The following is a 20,454-nucleotide window of genomic DNA, read 5'->3' as shown; positions in this document are numbered from 1 at the left end:
TGAACAGTTGGGACTTTGAGCTTTCAAGCAAAGGAATTTTATCTGTTCTGTCACAGTAAAAATAGCCTTCTGTTATTACTGTTTTAAAATCGGCTATGCCATATGGAAATTTAGTCATGGTGGCGTCCTTCCGTTCATGGTTTATTATTTACAAATCACAACTTTAATTTCATATTATCAAAAAACGACACCTATGAGCTTTTGAAGCTTGTCAATACTGTCTGAATCAGGATAACCGGGATTAACAGGATAAGGCAGGATAATTTATCATGAACATCTGTTTCATCCTGTGTATCCTGATTCAGACAAATACAATAACTTCTGAAAATGCAATAAGGTGTCGATTCTGAGTACTTATACCATGATCTGATGAAATATAAAAAGCCCCTTCCTTGTTTAAGGCGAGGGGCTTTAAATAATTCAACTATTAGGATCAAATTTTCAAAAAAAGGATTGATTCAAGATCAGCGAACTATGGCAGTCTGAAAAGAGCCTGCTTTCCCTCTCCTGTAATAATCTGGATATCCATAAGACCATCCCCGTTGTAGTCAGCAACTTTCCAGGCAGTGCCGGTACTATCCATATTATCCTGCCAGAAGATAGATTCATCATCTGTCAGTTTTTCCACAATATAGTCGGGCTTGAATTTCAGTCCACCTTCAATGACTATTACACCTTTGTTCCTGTTGATGGTAAAAGGAATCTTCAGGGTGTCAAGAATAAGCACAAGAGTATCAAGTTCATATACTGAAGGGGGCATATTCAAAATCATATCTGAGTCAAAAATAGCCTGGATGGAATAATCTTCGGATGCAGGACTACTGCCTTTGAGGGCAAAATTAATATTTCTGCCTGGCTCTGTTTCAGCAGATGTTATTCTATTCTGTGCTGAGGTTATCTCCTGTACCGAGGCCAAGATACCTCCCTTGGTCACAGATGACATCATTTCATAAGCTACCATTCCGCTCATTTTAAACTCTGTTTCATTGTTTCCCGCGAACCACCTTCCGTCATTGAGTATCTCAAATGGAATTGCCATATCAATGCCGACAAACCCCGCAAAATCAAGAGGCTCAGGAACCATTGATGTAACTGTTACTGCAAGGCTGTTCCAGACAAAAATTGTCCTTCCGTCCGGCAGAATATGGACACCTGCCGGAATTGTAGATGGAACAAGATGAACGGAACTTATCATGACACTGCTTCCTGTTACAGAAATCTCTGCCATTCCAGGATTGGCGGATTCAACTTTAACACAGGATTGTGATTCCGAAGAAGGATCATCTTCGCATGGGTATCCAATGCTATCCCCGAATATACTGAAGTTCAGGGCATTTTCCATGACATCAGTTATTGCTGATTCACTGTTCTCAACCATTATGGACTCCATCTTTGCAAGATAAGGAAGATGGGAGGCCATTTCAGCGGCCTCAAACAATCCCCGGCCATGCTCCTTGCTAAGCATCAATGTAATTTCAATTATATTAAAGCATGGAGTTATCTCAACACCAACTGTATCAAGAATATCCTGAAGAAGCCCACTGCTTTGTGCCATGGCTCTTGCAACTCTCTCTGAGAAGACAGCTCCACTGTACAGACTGCTGTCAATTCTCCTTCCAGTTGCAAGTGAGACATAGATAGAGTCCAAAGCATCATCAATGGCGTTAACTGCTGCATCCACAAGTCCGGAATCCAGCGGATAGCCTTCATTCACAAAAGGTGCAATAAGCGCCTCAATATTCTGTATAAATGCCTTTACCTTTTCTGTTTTAACTGCTCCGGCATCTGAAAAGGGCACCCTGTTTTCCATGATATTGTCGTGGGCAGTTGCTATGGTGCAGGCAGCAAGCTCCTGGAGATTATTTATTATGGTTTCAATGTTGCCGCTACATCTATATAAAGTGCCATTATATTCAATGGGTTCAGTTAGTGTTGCATCCCCGTTAATATGTTCCATCACAAGATCAATGGCACCAATACCTTCGATAATGTGTAATGTATTGCCTGTTATGGTTGTATCAGGCAAATCTGTTCCCAAAGCATGGGTAGAGCAAAAAATCTCTGTCATACTGCTGAAAAACTCATCAATCTGTGGCTCCGGCTGCTCGTCGGGATCAGGTTCCACTGAATCGTCAGGATCTGGCTCTACTGGAGTAACAGGGTCAGGATCTACCGGAGCGGGATCTACAGGATTAGGAATCACGGGACCTGGGTCAACTGGATCGGGATCAACCGGGTCGGGATCAACTGGGTCGGGGTCAACCGGATCAGGATCAACTGGGTCGGGATCAACTGGGTCGGGGTCAACCGGATCAGGATCAACTGGGTCGGGATCAACTGGGTCGGGGTCAACTGGGTCGGGGTCAACTGGATCGGGGTCAACTGGATCAGGATCAGCCGAATTCAAAGCGTATGTGGCAATAACAATGACTTCACTTGGCGGCATATAAACATAAGTGGTGGCACTGTTTATATCCTCAACCGTAGCTATCTGACCCTGCCACTTGTCAAAAGAATATCCATCCTGTGCTGCTTCTGCAGTTATTTCAAGCATTTCTCCTGCTGGATAATCACCTCCGCCACTGCCGCCTGTTATGGTCAGGGGATATAATTCAACAGGCTTTTCAATGTAAACAGCCTTTATGGAAACATCAGTCTCCGGCATTACAATGGTTGTCTCAGCAAGGTTGACATTCTCAACATTTGCTGTCTGCCCCATCCATTTATCAAACATCATGCCTTCAGCAGGGGCATCAGCAATCAATGTCACCAATGTGTTTGGTAGATAGCTGCCGCTTCCTGTTCCATTTTCCACAGTAAGAGTTGCATCATGTTCAATGGGTTTGTAGGTGGCAATGAGAACCACATCACTGTCAGGCATATAAAGGACTGTTTCCGGCAGATTGACATTGGCTACATTGGCAGTATTCCCCTCCCAGATGTCAAAGATATACCCTTCAGGTGCTTCAGGTGCAATCAGGTTCACAATATGGCCAGGGGGAATTACATCGCTCTGGATCGTTGTCATCCTTGTACTTCCTTTAAAAGACGACTGTAGTGACAAATCTGATAATCCAGTGTTTGTTCTCATCCTCTGCCTCTCTTGGGGCTGGATCTCTATTTCTATTTCCAGCACAAAATCTTCAAGCGGAGCATTTTTATAGGTTGCTTTTACAGCAGCATCACTGCCTGGCATGGTAAAGGTGGTATTGGGAATATTAATATTAGCAACACCACTAATCTGTCCAATCCATTTGTCAAACATCATACCTTCAGATGCAGGAGTGGCAGCGATATTAACAATTCTTCCTGCCTTGTATTCCCCATCACCTGTTCCGCTCTCCACATCAAGGGTATATTTTATGGCTGGTTCCGCTTTATATACAGCAGTAATATCAAGACTACTTGAAGGCATATAGATAAAAGTATTTGGTAGATTAACATTCTTCACATTGGAGGTCTGACCGCTCCACTTGTCAAATATTTGGCCTTGAGGGGCAATATTGGCAGCAACAGAAATTACTTTACCGGCATAATATAAACCATCTCCATTACCACCATGAACTGTCAGATTGAATTTATCCAAAGGCTTTTCTATATAAGTCCCAATTATAAATATATCATAATCTGGCATGATCAACGTTGTATTGGCAAGTACTGGATTCGCTATGGTTCCAATATCTCCACTCCAACCGTCGAATATCATTCCTTCAGAAGGAGGCAACGCAGAGATTGATACCACTGCTCCTGGTAGGTATTCACCGCCTCCTGTACCACTTGTTATGGCAAGATGATATTTTGAAAGACGAAGTTCAAAAGCTTCAATTATTTCTAAGGGTAGAAAGGCTAACTCCTCAATAGGAACCGCATCAAATATTTCTGCTAAAGTGTCACTGGCAAGCCCTGCTATCACCTCTGGAGAGATGTTGGAAAGATAATCAACAAGAACTGCATCATCAAGATTATCAAAATCCACAATGGTATCTATGGCATTGATAAGCTGGGTCAAGCGTCCAGCCTCAACAGTTGCAATCTCAGCTCCTGATACTGACTCCAATACCTGAAGTACACGCTGCTCTGACATCAAAGCAAGATCGTCAAGTGAAACAACATTGATGTATCCTATCAGCTCTTCCGATGTAAACATGGCATCAATTATGTCTAAACGATCTGAAAAATCTTCCTCTGATAACCCAAGATCAAGGGCACTTCTTATTTCAAAGGGAAGTGATAAAAGATTGTTTATTGGCAAAGCATCCAATATTTCTGCAACTGTAGCACTTGGCAGCCCTGCAATTACTTCTGAAGGGATATTGGATAAATGATTAATCAGCACCTGATCATCAAGGGCTTCATAATCTATATCCATACCTTCCATCAACTCAATCAGACGAGAAGTGCCAAGACCTGCTATATTTTCTCCAGAAAGTTCTGTCAAAAGTGAGTTGATACTCTCCTGGGATAGTCCATTTAGCAATACAAGAAGTTCATCAATTGGAAGGTTTGCAAGATTATAAAGCTGCTCTTCCACAGTTTGAATCGATGCAATCCTGTCTGCACGGGCACCTATACTCTCTTCATCCATGCCAAAAACAAGGGCATTTTTCATGGACAATGGCAGATTGATTAAACCATCATCTGAAACTGCATCAAATATCTCAACAACCGTTGCATTTGACAAATCAGAGATAACTGATACAGGAATATTAGATAGATGCTTGATAAGCACTGAATCAGAAATATTTGCAAAATTGACATGCGGATTTACTGCCTCAATGATTTGAGAAATACGACTGCTATCTATGCTTGCAAGCTCATCGCCTGACAGTTTTGTCAATAATTGCTCTAATCGCTGCTCTGATATTCCAGATATTTGCTCAATTGGAAAGGAATTCATAAAATAGAGAATCTCTGAATTGCTGAAAGCGGCAATTGATTCTAATTCAAAAGCACCAATATCGGAAACCGAAGTGTTATCACCATCACCATCACCATCAATGAAACGGTTTACACCTCGGGTATCTGTTGATTCCGCTGTTGAGTCATCCCCGGCATCAATTGCGATACTTCCTTCAGAAAGTGCATGGGAGAAGACTAAACCTCCATTAACCTGCAAAATTCCAAGTTTTGGATCACCTGAAATTGAAGCTGAACAAGTTCCATCTTCTACCAAGTTATGGCTATTTGACACTATTACACCAGAGTTGATACAATCAGCCCCTGCTATACTATCAGCAATAATGGTGTTTGTTATATTTAGACTACCTGCATTATTGACTCCTCCACCTGAAGATCCTGAGTTATTTGCTATGGTGCAGTTGTTTAACGTCAATGATGCTGATGCTGAGTTATAAATTGCTCCTCCTGATCCACTTACGGCACTATTGCCACTCAATGTACAATTTCTTAAAATCAGTACACCACCTGATTGGTTCAATATTGCTCCACCATTTATAGATTCTGCTACTGAAGAGGAGGCAATGGTAGTATTTGTCAATGTAAGTGTTCCAGCATTAAGAATTGCACCGCCACCTTGTGAGTTTGCATAACCATTTTGAATTTGCAGATTGTTTATACTTAAAGTAATTCCATTAGATATATTAAAAATTCTTGAAGAGTTGTTTCCGTTTATAATTACAAGATTGGATTCATTGCCTATAATTGTCAAATCTTTATCGACGACGATTTCTCCACTTGTCAGTGTTATTGTCCCGCCCCCTGCTATATCTGATAAATCAATACTATCCCCGCTGTTGGAATAAAGAACAGCTTGCCTTAAAGAACCTGCTCCATTGTCTGCTGTTGAGGTAACATTGCGATCTATATTGACTATCAATACCTGTTGAACATTAGGGGCTGGATTATAAGTTCCATTACCGCCCTGACTTGCTGTTATTATTGCTCTACCAGCTCCAACTATAGTTACAGTGCTGCCGCTTATTGTGGCAATAGATGTATCAGAACTTACATAACTAACAGAAAGACCTGAAGAAGCTGTTGCTGTTAAGCTAAAAGGTGGATCACCAAATTTTTTAGAAGGCAGGGCATTAAAAGTTATTGTTTGATTCACTTTTGGTGGTGGCGGTGTTGCTGTAGTAAACGACACCTGATCCCCGTAAGCAGTGCCGGCAGAATTGGTTGCATAAGCTCTGACATAATAAGTTGTGCTTGGACTCAAACCTGTCATTGAGCTTGTAAAGGCTCCTGTTGCAGCAGCATCTCCCTTTTCGGTCTTGCTGTCTGCTGTGGTTGGCGTGCCTGTGGTGTTCCAGCATACGCCGTGCTGTGTTGGATTAGGTGTGCCAAGACTTGTGATATTGCCGTTGCCAGTGGCTGTGGTTTCTCCAATGTTAGAGACTGCCTGAGTGGTGACGGTGGGGAGCTGGTTGAATGTCCAGTTGGTATTGTTGCCGGAATCGGTTATGTTCAGTCCAGCTGTACTGATGGCTGTGGTGTTGGTGTTGTTGGAATCCTTGACATCAAGATAGCCGATGTTCCGCGTATCCTGGGGGTTGATGTTCCACTGGTTTCCATCAGAACTGCTTCTAAGGGATAGCAGTTGACCCAAAGCCCCCTCAAGATTAAGAGTGTTGGTCACTGTGGTGGTTGTGCCTGCAGTAAAGGTAAGTGTATCGGCTGTTGTAACTGTTTTGGCCAAGTTATAAAAAGTATTGCTTCCCGTAAGGGTTTGAGATGCGCCATCAAGGGTTACGTTTCCAGTGCCACTTGTGAATGTGCCAAGACTTGTAATTATGCCGCCAAGGTTAAGGTTGCCCCCGCCAGAGAATGTAACACTGCCGCCTGTAGCGTCAAATGCAGCGTTGGCATCCACGGAAGTGCCGTCTGCAAGGGCAAGGGTTCCATTGATATCCAGATTGCCGTTGGCTGTCAGGTCTGTCCCGGTTCCATTGGCGATGGTCAGGGTTTGAACCGCTGCTACCGCCAGTGTGCCGCCCCATGTTACTGATGTCTGATCAATGGAGGTATTGGCATCCACTGTGATGGTAGAACCGGTGTCCACAATAATGCTGCCATCACTGGAGGAAGGCGCTGAAGAAGGCGTCGCCCATTTGCTGTTTGCATTATCATATTGCCACCAGCTATCAGTGGATGACCAGTTACCCGTTTGATTGTATTGCGATATATAATCGCCGTTTGTTGGGGGTGTGCCGTCAAATTCAAAGGCTCCGATATCGCGGTTGTCATCGGTTGTCGTGCCGTTGGAGCGATATTTGCCCCGCTGGTCAATGCCAAAGGCTCCGTTGTAGGAATTGCTGTCAGCATTGTAGGGAATGGCATCGATGGCAAAACCGCCTGTTTCTAACTCCAATGTTTGGGTTGGTCCGCCGTTGTCGGCAAGGGCTGCGGCAAGATTGAGATTCTGATTGGCAAGCGCTGTACCCCCTTGAGTCCAACTGGTGTAATTGGTATTTCCATCATCATATTTCGTGTTGTAAAGTATTGAAGTCGAGTTATTGAATCCGCCGGTCGCATTTGCCGCAACATTGGAAGACTCAAGGATGTTATAGCCTGCATCGACGAGGGTGATTGGATTAGCAGTTCTGAAATAATAATCAGCACCACCCAATGTCGCAGTATTATTGACAATGACTGAATTTTGGATTGTTAAGGTTCCTCCCCATCCCACATCCAGCCCGCCGCCATAATCTGCTGCGGTATTGTTGGCTATGGTCACATGATTGAAGGTAGCATTGCCTGTCCAGAATGCGACTCCACCGCCGCCTTTTAGATCGACAGGAATACCCGTTTGAGTGTTGTTGCATATGGTGGAATTCAATACCTGATGGGTTCCATCGTAAAGCAGCAAGCCTCCGCCCCAGTACCCAGCTTCATTGCCGTTTATCGTTGAATTGCTGATAATCGAGGTAAGCCCATTGTTGTTGAAATATACCCCCCCGCCCTCATAATATGCAGAGTTGTCGCTAATGGTGCTGTTGATAATCTTGATGACGGTGGCACTATCGCAGCAGTAGATACCACCACCATAGCCATCCCAGTAATCCACATTGTGGGTGATGTTGCATCCGTCGATAGTTACCGATGTTGCACCGTCGATGCGAATCCCACCGCCATATTCTTCATCATTAGGATTATATCCGTGTCTGATGGTCATATTTTCCAAAACAATAACACCGCCGGTCAGATTGAACACCCTATCTCCGCTTTGTCCATCATCAGCAAGCGTAGGAGCCGTCTCTGCGGCCTGAATGATGGTGTTGCTCGCTCCATTTCCCCTGATAGTAAGATTTTTATTAATGGTCAATGCCGAAGAAAGGGTTATGGTGTAATCGGCGTTAAAGGTGATGGTATCCCCCGGACTTGCATCTGCAATGGCCTGACGTAGAGAGCCCGGACCGTCGTCATTATTGTTGGTCGCTTGTCCTGGAACGATTCCAGTGCCCTGAATGTTAAAAGTGTATGGATTTTCATCGCTGTCATTATTGGAAATGCTTACCTGTGCGGTTCTGGTACCAATCGCCGATGGGTTGAAGGTTATGGTAAACGTTGTATTGGAACCCGAACTAACCGGTGTTGAAGCATCTGTTGTTATGGGAGTAAAATCACCCGCATTGTCACCCGTGATGCTGACTTTGGGTGAAGAGGTCAAATTCAAATCCGCCGAACCGGTATTATAGATAGTAAAGGTGCGTGCCAGAACTCCACCATCGACAGCAACACCGCCGAAATCGGTGTGATCGCCTGTATCTGGAGTCGTATCACCATCAGCAATGGACTGTGCATTTCCTTTAACATCAATTTCAGGTACAGGATTGGGGACGGAATATGCTCCTATGCTGATAGCAATACCAGCAGCGGTTTCCACACTACGCTGATCATAATAACTTCCACCGGTCATGGGGGAATTATTCCATGTGTTGGTGCCTGCTGAATAAGGAATGACATCCATGGCAAAACTGCCTGCCTGCAATGCAAGGGTTTGGGTAGTACCGCCGTTGTTGGCAAGGGCGCCTGCAAGATTGAGGTTCTGGTTGGCGAGGTCGATGTTGTTTTGATTCCAAGCGCCATAGCCTGTGGTGCCGTCGGATTTGAGGTTGTAAAGAATGTTGGTCGCGCCCCTGAAGACGTTCGCCGTTTCGTATGTATCGTCCCGGGTGATCTGGTTGCCGATGATGTTGTAACCGCCGTCAAGTATGCGGTTGAGATTCGGGGGCGTTGCACCAGCATTCCCGCTATTGAAAAAATCCGAAGGGCTCCCTCCATGCGTATTGCCGGTAATAAGGGTGTTGTACATCTGAAGCGTCTGTCCATGGCTGGTATCGCCGGAGATGAATATCCCGCCGCCGCCGCCAACGGCATTGGTCGAGTTGTTGTTAACGATAGTCGAATTCTTGATGTAGATTTTAGAGCCCAAGGATGTCCCAATCGCGATGGCCGCTCCGCCCCATCCGGAATTGGCCGAAGTGAGGCTGTTGCCATAAAATGTGCAGCGATCAATGGTTGCCGGCTGGGACGTGTAAATGTAAAGAGCCCCGGCACGCCCAGTCGTTAGGCCGGCGGCCGCCGAATTTCCGGAAAAGGTGGATGCCGTGTAGGTGGCGATGCCTTTCTGGTAGATAGCGCCAGCCATTGAGGTGGCATGATTATCGATAAAGCTGCTGTCGGTGATATTCAGAACTGAATTGTAATTGTCCTGGTAAATCGCACCGGCATACCTTGCTTTTGACTGGCGAATGTCGAGATTATCAATATTCACAGTAGTTGCGTTCAAGATATTGATCGCTCCACCATTTGAATTTGATGCAGATATGTCGCCACCGCGAAGAGCCATATTTGATAGGTTGATGGTTTTTTCCGTGGCATCGATAGTGAACACCCGCCACGTGGATGTTCCCGGTGTGGTCACCTGAATGGTGACCGGATTGTCGTTGGCTACATTGGTGCCGTCAATGGTCACGCCCTTGGCGGAGATGGACAGTTCCGAAATAATGGTGATGGTGTCGGAGCCGCTGATATTGAAGGTAATCTCATCCCCATCGGCTGAATCTGTGATGGCTTGCCGGAGCGTATTCGCACCTGAATCCGCATTGCTGGTTACTACAATAACAGCCGCAAAAGCAGAAGCATTAAAATGCCCCCCCAAACAGAGTGCCAGACCTATATAAAAAAGAACTAATCCAGCATACCTTACAAAAAGCCTATTTTTTGCCTGACAATCTCTATTTTCCATTTTCAATCCTCCCTGTGCTAATTGAAAACAATCCCTAAACTATTAATTTCTTAGGTGATCAAAATGCTTCAAAATATTATTATTAATTTATCCTTTGAAATTAACATAGGAAAAAATTGAACGCAAATCATTGAATTTATTATTAATCTGCCAAAAATTTTATAAATCCGACATTTTCTATGACGAATCCTCCAAATTTTTGATGAATCTGCCAAAAATAATTTTTCTCATCACAATAAACAAATTTTGAAAACTGCAAATCTCACAAAGTGACTATTTATTTTAAATTTTAATATATGTATTTTAGAAAAATCTTTTTTGCCATACATTTTAAGTTATGATAAGTAATCTTTGATTGTAAAAGTTATTACCATATTCTTTATAAATAACATTTTTTAAGCATTTACAGATTTACGATTTTGCCCGATATTGAGCAGGTTACAAGATGGATAATAGGAGATGAGCATGAGATTTTTTAACACAGCAGGACCAGTAAGAACAAAAGAACACTACTGCCTTAATCCTCTTGATAGAATCAACTTAGATGAGGTTTTATCTTTAATTGAGCAGAAAAAATATTTTGTTCTCCACGCTCCAAGACAGACTGGCAAGACTTCTTGTTTATTGGCTTTGATGGAGTATTTGAACAGTCAGACAGAATATAAATCTCTTTATATAAATGTGGAATCAGCACAAGGGGCAAGGGAAGATATCAAACAGGGAATGAATGCTTTAATCAACGAGATGGCATCAAGGGCAAAAATCTATTTAAATGACGATTTTATAGAGACTATTATGCCTACAATGCTTGATGATACAGTTTATATTTCAGCCTTAAATCTATGTTTGACCCAATGGTCTGCCAACCTTTCAAAGCCTTTAGTTCTATTCATAGACGAAATTGACTCATTGATTGGAGATACACTTATTTCAGTTCTCAGGCAAATTAGAGCAGGCTACGACAAACGCCCTGAATATTTTCCGCAATCAATAGTTTTGTGCGGAGTAAGAGATGTCAGAGATTATCGAATCCATTCAGATAGAGAAAAATCAATTATCACAGGAGGAAGTGCATTTAATATAAAAGCTGCATCTTTAAGGCTTGGCAATTTTAGCCAATCAGAAGTTTTAGAGCTTCTTGAAAAGCATACAATCGAGACTGGTCAGCCATTTGAGGATAAAGCCAAAAATCTGATTTGGCACTACACGCAGGGTCAGCCTTGGCTTGTGAATGCACTGGCATATCAGGCTTGTTTTGAGACAAAGGCAAAACGAGATAAAATTTTAGAGAAGATGCCCATTACAGAAGATATGGTAATTGATGCAAAAGAAGCTCTGATTTTAAGGCGGGAGACTCATCTTGACCAGCTTGCTGATAAGCTGAAAGAGGAGCGGGTAAAAAGAGTTATTGAGCCGATTATAACCGGCAAAATGGTTACAGCAGATATTCCAGAAGATGATCTTCAATATCTTACTGATCTTGGGCTTATCAACAGAAAACCCTCAATTGAGATAAGCAACCCGATATATATGGAGATAATTCCAAGAATGCTGACATCAACTACTCAAGACTCTATCTCACACAACTCTTTATGGTATGTAAAAGAAGACGGAACTCTTGATATGCTAAAGCTATTAAAAGGATTTCAGGAGTTTTTCCGTGAACATTCAGAGAGCTGGGTTGAAAGATTTCAATATAAAGAGGCAGGTCCCCAGCTTTTGATGCAGGCGTTTTTGCAAAGGGTTATTAATTCAGGAGGCAGGATTGAGCGTGAATATGGTCTTGGAAAGGGTCGGACTGATTTAATGGTTATCTGGAACTATTATAAAAATTCAAAAATTAAAAACAACATACCATCAAAAAATGATAACAAAAACAAGAATAACAAAGAGGGTGTAAACGCTGTTCAAAAGGAGGTTATTGAGCTTAAAATCCTGCATAAATCCCTTGAGAAAACCATATCAGACGGACTTGAGCAGACCTATCAATATATGGATAGATGCGGGAAAAGTGAGGGGCATCTTGTTATTTTTGACAGAGATGAGACTAAATCTTGGGATGATAAAATCTTTTGCAAACAAGAGCTTTATAAAGAGAAGAGAATAACTGTTTGGGGTATGTGACTTGAGAAGCGGATTAGTCTCATGCATTTGAGTGGTTATTGTGCGACAAATATGTTGGCCGGTGACGACAATTATCCTGACCGGTTGAAAATGTGGTCGTAAACCTCTTCAGTTCATTGCATTATTGCTATTGATTTTTGATAATTAGTTTAAATCTTTCAGATGCAGTCCGCCCCAACTTAACAGGTTCATTAAACTCTTTTAAATGGATAAGTAGCTTTCGATTATCGATCGCCTGCCATGAAGCTACATGGTTTAAATTTAAAATTGTAGAGCGATCCAATTGAATAAATGGAGGAGCAGGGAGTGAATCCTGCCAATAGCTTAAATTTTTTTTGATTGAAAATTGTTTTTTTTGCCAAAAATTACCATATTTGTGTTGTTACCCTGTGCTTTAATCAAGGATATGTCTTTTACATTAATAAAAAATTGTTTACTACTTTGATTTAAAAGCACTTTATCATTAAGCGATACATTTAAAATGTCTATCTTTTCTAAAGATCGTTCCGTAACTTGTATTTTTTTTTGCGAAAACGGTGATAAATCCGCTGAGGTAAAACAAAGATTATCAGATTTAGACAGAGTAGTAAAATTTTGTTTTATTCGTTCTAATGTTTGGGAAATACGATCTCTATTAATTGGTTTTAGAAGATAATCCAGTGCATTTATCTCAAAGGCTCGTAAAGCATAATGATCAAATGCTGTTACAAAGACTATAATTGGTAAAAAATCATATTCATTGAGTTTATTAACAACATCAAATCCATCTCCACCCGGCATTTGAATATCCAAAAATAGTGCATCTGGCTCTGTTTTGCTGACTATTGCACATGTAGATTCAAAACTGTTAGACTCTCCAACAATCTTTATTTCAGGATACACAGATAAAAGAATACCCATATTCTCCCTTGCATGGGGTTCATCATCTGCAATAATAACCTTTATTTGTGGTTCCATAATTTTATATACCGTCTTACTAAATCAAAATAAAGTTCCATTTAATCTCAATATTTACTGCAACCCAGCCATCACTCTTATTAATGTTAATAGCTGAGTTATTCCCATAAATTATATTAAGGCGTTCTTGCAAATTTTGCAAACCAACCCCTCTTTCATAAAATATATTACCACTATTTTGATCATGTTCAACCCATTTACCGCTATTTTTAACCTTAATATGGAGCTTATCATCTTTTATATTTGCATTAATGAGTACCTTAAGAGGCATCTTTGATGTCTGCATACCATACTTAATTGCATTTTCCACAAGTGGCTGCAAAACCATATCTGGTGCAGTCGCGTTCATTGCATCTTCTGTTATATCAAAGTTAATTTCCAATATATCCTCAAAACGTATCTTTTCAATATCAATATAGGCTTTAACAACTTCAACCTCTTCTTTCAGGGGATAAACAACTCTTTTATTAATTTTTTCCATAATGGTATGACGAAGGTAAATTGATAATTTCTGTAAAAGATTTTCAATCTCTTTTGGTTTTGTTTTTGCCATTGCATCAATGGTATTAATCGAATTGAACAAAAAATGGGGGTTGAGCTGATGTCTAAGAGACTGAAAACGAGCCTGCATAGCAAGTTTTTCTGCCTGTTGTATCTTAAATTGTGTTTCTTCAAAATTTCGTTTTTCTGTTATGTCAGTAATAACTCCTTGAATATAAACGTATTCATCATTAAAATTAACGATAATCTCATCTTTAAACGTTCTTGCATTAATAAGACAATATCGTATATCCCCATTGAATCGTTTGAGTCTAAACTCATAATTTATCAGCTTACCCTCTTTATCAAGTATGTTTAAGGCAGAGGCACGTTGTGCAGGGTCATCATAAAAAATAGAAGCGTTCAAAGAGAGAAGTTTTTGTATAGATGGTACCCCAAGAATATTTGCAAGTGCAGGGTTTGCAGAGATAAACTCCCCATTTTTTTAGTTTGAAAAATACCTTCCACAGCAGAGTCAAAAATAGCCTTATATCTTAACTCACTTGCTTTAATTGTGGCATCTCGCTCTTTAATACCGTCAGCCATATCATTTAAACTCTTTGCCAATTCTCCAATATCACCTTTGCAACTCAAGATTACTCTTTTATCCATATCTCCTTTTTGAATGTAACGTGCCATATCAATGCAGTTATGAATATCAGCAAGAATTGGACGGATGGCAGCAGATGCTGCAAAAATGGACATGATAAATAGTAGTATAGCAATTTTTATGGCACTATATTTAATATCAATAATTGGACGCAATACATCAGACATTGACTGTTCCACAACTATAAGCCATTTCGGCTCCTCCACCCATTTATAAGCTGCAATTATTGAATTATTATCAGTTTTTTTATATCTTATTATCCCACTGATACTTTGAGACATCTCAGGGAGGTAAGGTATATCAGGTTTAATATACCCCTTTTTGATTACAAGTGTGAAATTATGACCTTTATAGACATCAAGATTCAGCTCAGGGTGATAAACAATAGCCTTGCATCTGCTGTCAGCAGTCAATGGTTCAAGCATTTCAGAGTTGAACCACGCAATATCAACTATTGGACGCAAAACTCCTTTAACTTTTCCATCAATAAAAACAGGCACTGCAATTGAGAGAACAGGCCTTCCACTTGAAATTGCCATGAAAGCACCCATAATATTTGACTCTCCATTCATTGCCTTTATAAAATCTGATTTTTTGCTCACTACCTCCTGCATCTCCTTCAAACCTATTCTTTCAGGAATAGATGAAGCCACGCAGGCTGCACTACAATCAAGAAGATTAAATGTTTGAAGAATAGCGTCGCTTTTCACAATTTCAAGAAAGGCACTGTTAAGATTGTTAATCAATCTTGTGTCATGGGGATTTTTAAGGGCATCTTTGACCAAAGAGACCTCAGCCCAGCCTTCCACCCTTTTTTTAATAGATCTGATTCTCTGTTCAATTTGAGCTTCTATCATTTTTGATGTCTCTTTAAGGACGACTTCTGTACTTTGTACCAGTTCATTTTTGGCTATCCTATAAACAGTAAAAACTGAAAGAAAGATACTAAATATTATGGTAGCTGCCAGCATGATAATTAATTTAGTTATAAGTTTCATTTTTTTATTTACAAACAACTTTTAATTATAATTTAGGATTTCATCTGTTTTTTCCACACTCTTTTCTTCACTCAATTCACAGGACGGTGTTGGCAAAATTATCATATTCATCTATTAATAAGGTAAACAGGGTATGTTATCATGCGAAATGCGTTTAAAAGACTCTTTATCGTACCTATGGCATTATTTTTATCCACCGTTACTGTAAAAATAGATACAAATTTTCATATTCGAGGATGGCCAGAATTCGACCATGACTGTTTACCGTGAAAATGGATACATATTTTCATATTCGGGGGTGGCTGAATGACAGCCATGTCCGTTTACCGTGAAAATACTCTCTATTATTCTAATGGCCTTGGATAACCGGTGAATTCGGTCATGAAGATTCATCTATGACAATACTATACCATGAATAGATGATATTAAAAAAGCCCCTTCCTGTTTATAAGGAGAGGGGCTTTTTTAATACAACAAACATTTCAGACACCGCTGCATCAACGAAAAATGAACGTTCTCAAAAACATTAAAATACTGGGGCTTTCATATAACGGCCACGGCAAACATATTTGCCACAACGAAGCATGAAAGTTCTTAAAAAACCTTTAACCACGGGGACTTTCTTATAAAAAAAGAAGGTATTACTCGCTCAGATTACATGATAAGATCAGAAAATCCCTTCTCCTTCAAATATTTAGGATAAAGTTTGTAAGCAGGTTTCAAAACAGGTAAAAGTTTAAGGGTTTTAGGTACATTTCCCTTTGCAACAACAAGCCTTCTTGTGAGGGCACTTACAAGATTTGCCTTGCCATGCCAGAATTTATGGGCAAAGTCTGCATCCATTGTCATTGTTACCTCTGGCTTGCCATTGAAATCACCCTGAATAATCTGAACTTCATCGCCTGTTGCATCCACAGTAATTACTGCTGAAGGATTCTGATAAACAAACTGCACGCAAAGACCTGTTTTTGCCAAAGCGGGTCCAAGCTCTCCATCTTTTTTCAGAAGCTCATAAAATCCTACAAGTATATCATAAAGCTGGGCAGTATCCTTGAAAACCCCTTTCATGCTCTTCTTGTCGCCAACTGTACCTGCCTTTGCAGCCCTGAGATCGTTTTCTGAAACCTTGAGGGGTTTTTCCTTGGACTCATATGCCTTTCTGACAATCTTTATGACATCTTCACGTTTCGGCTCCACAGGATTGTAAAGCATGGAGCCATCTTCCATTGCAGTATCTGCAACCTTGTCAAGCTTTGCCAGATCATCCTTGATTCCGGCATCCCTTAAGTTCAAGGGAATTCCAGTGAGGAAGGCAAGCTGCCTGTTCAATGTCCTGATCTTTTCAATTCCTGATTCTGCGGCTTTTCTTCTGATCCACTGATCAACAAACTGAAGGCTGTCAAGCTGCCTCAGAGCAAAATCCTTTACCACTGTAGAACCGTTGTCAATAACCTCCTGAAGTGCGGAAAGCTCGGTTTTTCTGGCAAGTTTTGACAGAAGATCAAGCTTGCCTGTTTTTATTATGCTCTGACTGTCTGTCACAACTTCCGGGAATGAGATGCCAAGTGTAAAGGCAATATCAGCAAAACGATCAAGCCTTGATTCAAGGTTATGCTCCATGACTTCCGGCAGAATAAGGGCATTGGCAAGTCCGTGTGGAATATGATAGACACCGCCAAGCGCATGGGAAATACCATGCACCATACCCACCATTGAGTGTGAAAATGCAACCCCTGCAAGAAAGCTGCCCACGAGCATGGCACCCCTTGCCTCAATATCCTGGGGATTGGCACAGGCAACAAGAATATTGCGGGAGATAAGTTTAATGGCATGAAGAGCCAAAGCATCGGAAGCTGGAGACCACTCCTTGTCAACATAGGCCTCAATGGCATGTACAAGTGCATCCATACCTGTTGATGCTGTAAGTTTGCCAGGCAGGGAAAGGGTCATCTCTGGGTCAAGAATTGCAAGCTTTGGAAGGAACTGCTCTTCGGAAAATGGCAGTTTGACATCATTTTCAGGGTCAGCAATAACAGCAACCTTTGTGACTTCAGAACCTGTTCCTGCTGTGGTGGGAATAATGATTGATGGAAACAGCTCCTCACTTGTGTCAAGAAGGTATGCACCCATATGATCTTCAATATTGCCGCCCTTGACCATGAGCAGATTGGCAACCTTTGCAGTGTCAATAACACTTCCGCCGCCTACAGCAATCACCATGTCGCAATTGTTCTCGTTTCCCTGGGCTGCACAGTCCTGAACTGTTTTCAATGTTGAATTCGGTGGTACATCATCAAATACAGACACAATGGATATATTTGTATTCTTGAAACCGTTTTTCACCTTTTCCACAGGGCCTGCCTCGGCAAGTATTGCATCTGTAACTAAAAGAGCGCGCCTTTTGCCGAATCTTGCGACAGCATCTTTAATATTGTCTATTATTCCAGCACCATAAACAAGTTTAACCGGCAGTGAAAATTCAAAATATTCTGGAAGCATTTTTTCTCCTAAAATTGTGTTTTTTGTCCTGAATTCTGTATAAATTTGGATAATTAGTCATTATAATCATATTTACTTAGTTTCAAAGTACATCGCGCATTTTCATATCCCTCATTAATGAGCCTTTCAGCCTGTTTTCTGGAAAAATTGAGCAAAGAGGCTATTCCAAGCATCCTTGAAGGCGCAACAGTTATTATTCTTGGCCTTTTTGTTCCAAAAGCAGGGTTGCTGTGTTCTTCTTTTTGAAGACAATGCAATGGCTGTCCAGCTTTTTCATGATAAGATAATTGCTGTTTTCTAAGGTATGAGGATGGCGGAAGAAGATCATTGTGGCTGACTTTTCCGTTAAAAAATCTTTCAGCCATAAGCGCTGAGTGGTAGGAGCCAGCAAGGAACTGTTCAAGAAGATGTTCGCCTGCATCCTCAAGGCGTTCAGGCCTTGGCAACATTGCATGACCTACCGGCGAAAGAAGCACCACCACAATTTCATCCATATTCCTTAAAAAAGCTGGCATTAAAGGAATATTTGCCATAATTCCACCGTCCCAGTAAGGCATACCATCAATCATATGATACGGAAAAAGTAGGGGCATGGCACTGGATGCCAGAAGGTGATCAGGGGTTATCTCCTGCTGGTTAAAGAATTCAGGAGAAGCTGTGGCAAGATTGACAGCCGAGATGATAATCTCACACCTGCTTTTTTTAAGTGCCTTAAAATCAATTACCTCATGAATCATTGCCTGCATTGGCGTTGTATCCATAAGAGGGACAAAAGATCGTCTGAAAAGAGCATTGGAGAGAAACTTTAAAAGTTGCAAACGGCAGATTCTGCGGCGATTATACGTTGTCCACAATCTTGTCAGCTCATCCACCCCAAGACCGGAACCTATTGCAGCAGCATTTATAGCCCCTATTGATGCTCCACAGATCATATCAGGCTGCCAATCTATCTTCTGAAGATATTTCCAGACTCCAATCTGAAATGCACCTCTTGAGCCTCCCCCTGACAAGATCAGAGCTCTTTTCATAACAAATCAGCCTTATTCCATATTTCATTGTGCCACGAGATCTCTCTCTCATGAATTGTGTTTACAAAATAATCTATATTTTTAATATGTCTGAAAGCATCATACCCCTGGTATATAAAATCAACCACAGGTTTGACCTTGAAAAAAAAGGCAGCTTTTTTTACAGTTTTAAGGGATAATGCAACGATCCATTTACGGCTTAAAGCATGGAAAAGGCGGGTGACATGAGTACTTAAGTCGATCTGATATATCCTCTGATCATAATTATCAAGGCTTCGATAGATCATCTGATACTGTTCCATGGTTATATCAGCCCCAATACCTTTATCAATCATCCTCTGTACCATCAGGTTATCAAGCTGATCCGTTAGGTCATGTAGCTCAATAACCTTAGATACAGCAGATACCATTCCAGCATAAACCTTTCCATCCAGGGCACGATGAAGCTTTTTCATTCCCTCATCCCGAAATGTAAAATCCTCAGGGGCATAGAGACGGTTGAAAAAAAAGTCACCCATGAGGTCATATTCAGGATCATTTTTTATATCTTCGTAGGTTTTGTTAAGACGCTTTGACTGAAAATTCTGCAATCCACGCTTAAGTGTCTGGAACAGCTCACCATTCTCCATGGTGCCTTCTTCAGGAATCAAATCATCCACAGTGGCATGATTATGCATATTGTCATAAGCACTTTTTATAACCATATCGACATCAGAATCTGCATCATAACCTGGTTTCATCATCCTCTCCAGAATCTCTTTTACAGGATTCCAGCTCCTTTATCTTGGCTTCAAGATCACTTATCCTTGAATTAAGGCTTGTAAACTGATCCCTTGTTGGTAAATTCATCATTACCATCACTTCATTTACTCTTTTATCCACCATTTCAGATATCCATGACTTAAGAGATCTTGTAAATCCTGTGATCTCCTGCTTGAGACGACTGCCTTCTGTTTTTGATATCTCCTTGTTTTTGACAAGGGTTTTCAACAGAGCATCAAGTTCATCTTCAGCCATGGTAAATGCATTCTGCCATATGGAAAAATACTTTTTGGCATAGTCTGTCAATGCACCGCTGCCCTTACGAAAAAGCTGAATCAGAACACCAGTTGAAAGACCTTCTCCAGCGTCACTGCTGTCTTTGCCCATTAATGTGGAAACAATGGATGCGGTTATATCTTCACCAGTTTCATTGTCAACGATAGAAACATCTTTGCCTGATTTTATCATTGCAGATATATGTTTCATCGTGACATATTTTTTATCTTCTGTATCATACAGTTTTCTATTGGCATATTTTTTTATCAGATGCATCTCTATTCCATCATGTTCGTTTTTATTAGAAAGTCCCCTTATTTTTTTAAGGCTTTTGAGGACTTTCAACTCTTTGATTGTGGCGGGTATCCGCCATATTCGTTATATTCTCAAAATCGACATCTTATTGCTTTTTCAGAAGTAATTGCAGTTGTCTGAACCAGGATAACCAGG

The 20,454-nt window shown here is 41.0% G+C and carries 10 protein-coding genes; 1 reads left to right on the top strand and 9 read right to left on the bottom strand.

Annotated elements, in window-relative coordinates; all coding sequences use genetic code 11:
• Positions 1-472: 472 nt before the first annotated feature.
• Positions 473-10,210, bottom strand: coding sequence for an InlB B-repeat-containing protein (locus MTBBW1_RS23030; RefSeq protein WP_080807873.1), 9,738 nt, complete (start codon positions 10,208-10,210; stop codon positions 473-475).
• 465 nt (positions 10,211-10,675) lie between these two features.
• Here MTBBW1_RS23030 and MTBBW1_RS23025 point away from each other — a divergent pair, with 465 nt between their 5' ends.
• A complete protein-coding gene (locus tag MTBBW1_RS23025; RefSeq protein WP_080807870.1) occupies positions 10,676-12,334 on the top strand; it encodes an AAA-like domain-containing protein in 1,659 nt (552 codons plus the stop codon).
• A 127-nt stretch (positions 12,335-12,461) separates the two neighbouring features.
• Here MTBBW1_RS23025 and MTBBW1_RS30470 read toward each other — a convergent pair whose 3' ends face one another.
• From MTBBW1_RS30470 to MTBBW1_RS22985, 8 genes are all read right to left on the bottom strand, one after another.
• A complete protein-coding gene (locus MTBBW1_RS30470) occupies positions 12,462-12,674 on the bottom strand; it encodes a LytTR family transcriptional regulator DNA-binding domain-containing protein (protein WP_080807867.1) in 213 nt (70 codons plus the stop codon).
• Positions 12,659-13,291 (bottom strand): LytR/AlgR family response regulator transcription factor, encoded by a 633-nt coding sequence (locus tag MTBBW1_RS23015; RefSeq protein WP_080807863.1) that lies wholly within the window; start codon positions 13,289-13,291, stop codon positions 12,659-12,661. Before MTBBW1_RS23015 ends, MTBBW1_RS30470 begins: the two co-directional genes overlap by 16 nt.
• A gap of 19 nt (positions 13,292-13,310) precedes the next feature.
• A complete protein-coding gene (locus MTBBW1_RS23010; protein WP_245809531.1) occupies positions 13,311-14,216 on the bottom strand; it encodes a sensor histidine kinase in 906 nt (301 codons plus the stop codon).
• Positions 14,195-15,298, bottom strand: a complete 1,104-nt coding sequence (locus tag MTBBW1_RS23005) for a hypothetical protein (RefSeq protein WP_186441653.1) — start codon at positions 15,296-15,298, stop codon at positions 14,195-14,197. Before MTBBW1_RS23005 ends, MTBBW1_RS23010 begins: the two co-directional genes overlap by 22 nt.
• A gap of 795 nt (positions 15,299-16,093) precedes the next feature.
• A complete protein-coding gene (locus MTBBW1_RS23000) occupies positions 16,094-17,938 on the bottom strand; it encodes an iron-containing alcohol dehydrogenase (RefSeq protein WP_080807855.1) in 1,845 nt (614 codons plus the stop codon).
• Between the two features lie 53 nt (positions 17,939-17,991).
• Positions 17,992-18,966, bottom strand: coding sequence for a patatin-like phospholipase family protein (locus MTBBW1_RS22995; RefSeq protein ID WP_080807852.1), 975 nt, complete (start codon positions 18,964-18,966; stop codon positions 17,992-17,994).
• Complete coding sequence (locus MTBBW1_RS22990) at positions 18,963-19,706, bottom strand: FFLEELY motif protein (RefSeq protein ID WP_080807850.1); 744 nt, start codon at positions 19,704-19,706, stop codon at positions 18,963-18,965. The genes MTBBW1_RS22995 and MTBBW1_RS22990 overlap by 4 nt, the downstream gene beginning before the upstream one ends.
• On the bottom strand, positions 19,690-20,280 hold the full coding sequence (locus MTBBW1_RS22985; RefSeq protein WP_080807847.1) for a polyhydroxyalkanoate synthesis regulator DNA-binding domain-containing protein: 591 nt from the start codon (positions 20,278-20,280) through the stop codon (positions 19,690-19,692). The genes MTBBW1_RS22990 and MTBBW1_RS22985 overlap by 17 nt, the downstream gene beginning before the upstream one ends.
• Between the last annotated feature and the right edge of the window lie 174 nt (positions 20,281-20,454).

The sequence above is a fragment of the Desulfamplus magnetovallimortis genome, assembly GCF_900170035.1.
Lineage (GTDB): Bacteria > Desulfobacterota > Desulfobacteria > Desulfobacterales > Desulfobacteraceae > Desulfamplus > Desulfamplus magnetovallimortis.
This window is presented reverse-complemented; position numbering and strand designations above follow the sequence as displayed.

Coding starts and splice junctions, on each gene's coding strand:
- MTBBW1_RS23015 (WP_080807863.1), bottom strand. CDS start 13,291: ATGGAACCACAAATAAAGGTTATTATTGCAGATGATGAACCCCATGCA.
- MTBBW1_RS22995 (WP_080807852.1), bottom strand. CDS start 18,966: ATGAAAAGAGCTCTGATCTTGTCAGGGGGAGGCTCAAGAGGTGCATTT.
- MTBBW1_RS22990 (WP_080807850.1), bottom strand. CDS start 19,706: ATGAAACCAGGTTATGATGCAGATTCTGATGTCGATATGGTTATAAAA.
- MTBBW1_RS23005 (WP_186441653.1), bottom strand. CDS start 15,298: ATGATAGAAGCTCAAATTGAACAGAGAATCAGATCTATTAAAAAAAGG.
- MTBBW1_RS22985 (WP_080807847.1), bottom strand. CDS start 20,280: ATGCATCTGATAAAAAAATATGCCAATAGAAAACTGTATGATACAGAA.
- MTBBW1_RS23025 (WP_080807870.1), top strand. CDS start 10,676: ATGAGATTTTTTAACACAGCAGGACCAGTAAGAACAAAAGAACACTAC.
- MTBBW1_RS23030 (WP_080807873.1), bottom strand. CDS start 10,210: ATGGAAAATAGAGATTGTCAGGCAAAAAATAGGCTTTTTGTAAGGTAT.
- MTBBW1_RS23000 (WP_080807855.1), bottom strand. CDS start 17,938: ATGCTTCCAGAATATTTTGAATTTTCACTGCCGGTTAAACTTGTTTAT.